Annotated in this window: 3 protein-coding genes; 2 read left to right on the forward strand and 1 reads right to left on the reverse strand. The window is 68.4% G+C overall.

Annotated elements, in window-relative coordinates:
- Window positions 1-177: 177 nt before the first annotated feature.
- Window positions 178-570, reverse strand: a complete 393-nt coding sequence (locus AB0F03_RS37910; protein ID WP_362001055.1) for a MerR family transcriptional regulator — start codon at window positions 568-570, stop codon at window positions 178-180.
- 61 nt (window positions 571-631) lie between these two features.
- Here AB0F03_RS37910 and AB0F03_RS37915 point away from each other — a divergent pair, with 61 nt between their 5' ends.
- Together AB0F03_RS37915 and AB0F03_RS37920 are read left to right on the forward strand one after the other, a co-directional pair.
- The gene (locus tag AB0F03_RS37915; protein ID WP_362001058.1) at window positions 632-1,978 is read left to right on the forward strand and encodes an MFS transporter; all 1,347 of its coding nucleotides are present in this window, start codon (window positions 632-634) and stop codon (window positions 1,976-1,978) included.
- Window positions 1,971-2,780 carry an IS5 family transposase gene (locus AB0F03_RS37920; RefSeq protein ID WP_362001061.1) on the forward strand — a complete coding sequence of 270 codons (810 nt, stop codon included), beginning with the start codon at window positions 1,971-1,973 and terminating at the stop codon, window positions 2,778-2,780. The genes AB0F03_RS37915 and AB0F03_RS37920 overlap by 8 nt, the downstream gene beginning before the upstream one ends.
- Window positions 2,781-2,884 lie beyond the last annotated feature (104 nt).

Raw genomic sequence — 2,884 nt, forward strand, 5'->3', positions numbered from 1 at the left:
CTCCGCCACGGCGGCCGCCGACCCGGCTGCGCTGACCGTGCCCGCCGCGCCGGTGCAGCGACGGACCCCGCCGGACGGCTACCGCCGTGCCAATTTACTGTTCGTTTCAAAATGTGGGCGAGTGTTGCCGCTCCTCATCGACAGAGCCAGGCAGTTGCGGCCGCCGAGCGTTTGCGGTCAGGGCGCCACGTCCGTGGTGTCGAGTAGTACGCACTGATCGAATTTCATGCAACCGCACTCCAGGCAGTCCGCAACTGCCTGCCGCAGGGCCTGGGTCTGCGCGATGTGACGATCGAGTTCGGGCAGCTTGCGCGTAGCCATGTCCCGCCACTGACGGGTTGCGGATGGCGTGGTGTCTTCGGCCAGCAGTTGCGTGATCTCGGCGAGGGTGAAGCCCGCCCGCTGCGCCATCTTTATCAGGGCGACCCGGCGGATGGTGGTCGCGGGCCATACCCGACGCCCGCCTTCGCGACGCGCGCCGGGCAGCAGACCGCGCTCCTCCCAATAGCGCAGTGCCGAAGCACGCACATGGGCTTTCTCCGCGAGCTCGCCAATGGGTAGATACCGCATGCCCGCCCCTCCTCGGTCCGGCCTTGACTTCAAGCATGCTTGAAGCGCGACTGTGACCTGCATGTTCTCAGCCGCACCGGGACGCCTGCTGCCTGGCCCCTACCGTTCACTGTTCGCCGACCGCACCTTTCGGCGGTTGATGCCGGTCTTCGCGTTGTCCGACCTGGGCGACGGCATGACCGTCGTCGCGGTCGCGTGGCTTGCGCTCGCACTGGGCCCGGACGGCGGCCAAGGCGCGCTGGCGGGCATCGCTGTCGCCGCCTATGTCCTGCCCGGCGCACTGGGCGCCCTGGTTCTGGGCAGGTGGATGCGCCGGCTGCCCGCGCGACGGCTCCTGGTTACCGACTCCACGCTACGGGCCGTACTGCTGGGGGCGGTCCCGTTCGCACACATGGCGGGGCTGCTCACCCCGGCCGTGTATGTCGGGCTCCTGGGCGCCTCCTCGCTGCTGCACGCCTGGGGCAAGGCCGGAAAGCACGCACTCTTCGCCCCTTTGCTCCTCGAAGACCAGCGCCTGGCGGCCAACAGCGTGATCAGCACCAGCCTCTGGACCGCGACCGTCGCGGGCCCCGCTCTCGCGGGCCTTCTCGTGGGCATGGTGTCCCCGGCGTGGATCATCGGCCTGGACGCCGCCACGTTCGCCATGCTCGCCCTCCAGACCGGCCGCACCCCCCTGCCCCGGACACCGGTGCCCCCAGTGACCGGCGGCACGCAGGGCGGGCTGAGCATCCTGCGCCGCCAGCCGGAACTGTTCGGCCTGCTCCTCGTGACCTGGGTGTTCAACCTCGCCTTCGGCCCCGTCGAAGTCGCCCTTCCTCTGTTCGTCTCCGACGACCTCGATGCCGGCGCCGGGCTGCTGGGCGCCTACTGGACCGCCTTCGGTATCGGAGCCGTCATCGGCGCCCTCGCCCTGGGCGCGGCCAAAAGGCTTCCCCTGTGGCCGGCCATGCTCGGCATCATCTCGGGCCACGGCATCGGGATGCTCCCTTTCGCCCTCACGGACACCGCCATCCCCTCCTTGATCGGCTTCGCTTTCGCCGGACTCGTCTACGGCCCCTACTCCGCGCTCTCTTTCACTCTGATCCAGGACCGCGCACCCGCCGACTCCCTCACCACGGTTCTGGCCGCACGCAGCGCCGTACTCCTGACAGCTTCTCCCCTCGGAGCCGCCCTCGGAGGCTTTCTCCTCGACCGGACCAGCGCACCCGCTGTCCTCGCCGGCTGCGGTGCGCTGATGATCCTCACCGTCCCCACCAGCATCGTTGCACTGAGACTCTGCGGAAGCCGCCGACGACGGCATCAGCCCGCGCATGCCCCGGCCGAGCGGGCGAGGTGTACCGACCGGGACCGGCCGGCGCCACAGCACTCACGTCGCTGCGACCGGGCAGAGAGCTCGACACGTGACTGACGATCTCGTTCCTGATGACCTGTGGGAGCGTGTCAAGCCCTTGCTTCCCGCACCACCGGCGCGCAGGCACCGATCCCCCGGACGAGTGCGCACTCCCGACCGGGTGGCACTGGCGGGCATCGTGTACGTCCTGCGCAAGGGAGTGGCCTGGAGAGACGTGCCCGCAATGCTGATCGGTTGCTCAGGAGTCACCAGCTGGCGACGCTTGCGCGATTGGACCCAGGCCGGTGTCTGGCCGCGCCTGCATCAAGTACTCCTGACCGAGCTACGGACCGCAGGAAAGCTGGAGACGGACGACTGCGCGATCGACGGTTCACACATCAGAGCCTTGAAAGGAGGGAGAGATGTCGGGCCATCGCCGGTTGACCGCGCCCGCCCAGGCTCCAAGCACCACGTGATCGTTGACCGGCACGGTACCCCGCTGGCGGTCTCTCTGACCGGAGGGAACCGTCACGACGTGACGGAATTGATCCCGCTGCTGGACGCAATTCCGCCGATACCCGGGCTGCGCGGACGGCCCCGCAGCAGGCCCAAGCGCCTGTTCGCCGACCGCGGCTACGACTTCGACAAGTACCGTCGGCTGCTGTGGAAACGCGGTATCAAACCCGTGATTGCCCGGCGTGGTGCCCCGCACGGTTCTGGTCTCGGACGCACCAGGTGGGTGGTGGAGCGCACCTTTGCCTGGTTCCACCAGTTCAAGCGGCTCCGCATCCGCTACGAACGCCGAGCGGACCTCCACCAAGGTCTGCTCGAACTTGCCTGCTCGATCATCTGCCTCCGCCGACTCCGGAAAGCATTCTGAAACGATCAGTAAGCGCGGGTGACGCACGGATGAACTCCACGTTCCTCGGTTCCGGTGCCGCGATGCTAGCCGCCCCGGAGCCAGCCACCGACCACCTACCGGAA

This window comes from Streptomyces sp. NPDC028722, from assembly GCF_040637655.1.
Classification (GTDB): domain Bacteria; phylum Actinomycetota; class Actinomycetes; order Streptomycetales; family Streptomycetaceae; genus Streptomyces.

Bases quoted from the DNA above. Each gene is read 5' to 3' on its own strand.
- AB0F03_RS37910 (WP_362001055.1), bottom strand. From the start codon at position 570: ATGCGGTATCTACCCATTGGCGAGCTCGCGGAGAAAGCCCATGTGCGT.
- AB0F03_RS37915 (WP_362001058.1), top strand. From the start codon at position 632: ATGTTCTCAGCCGCACCGGGACGCCTGCTGCCTGGCCCCTACCGTTCA.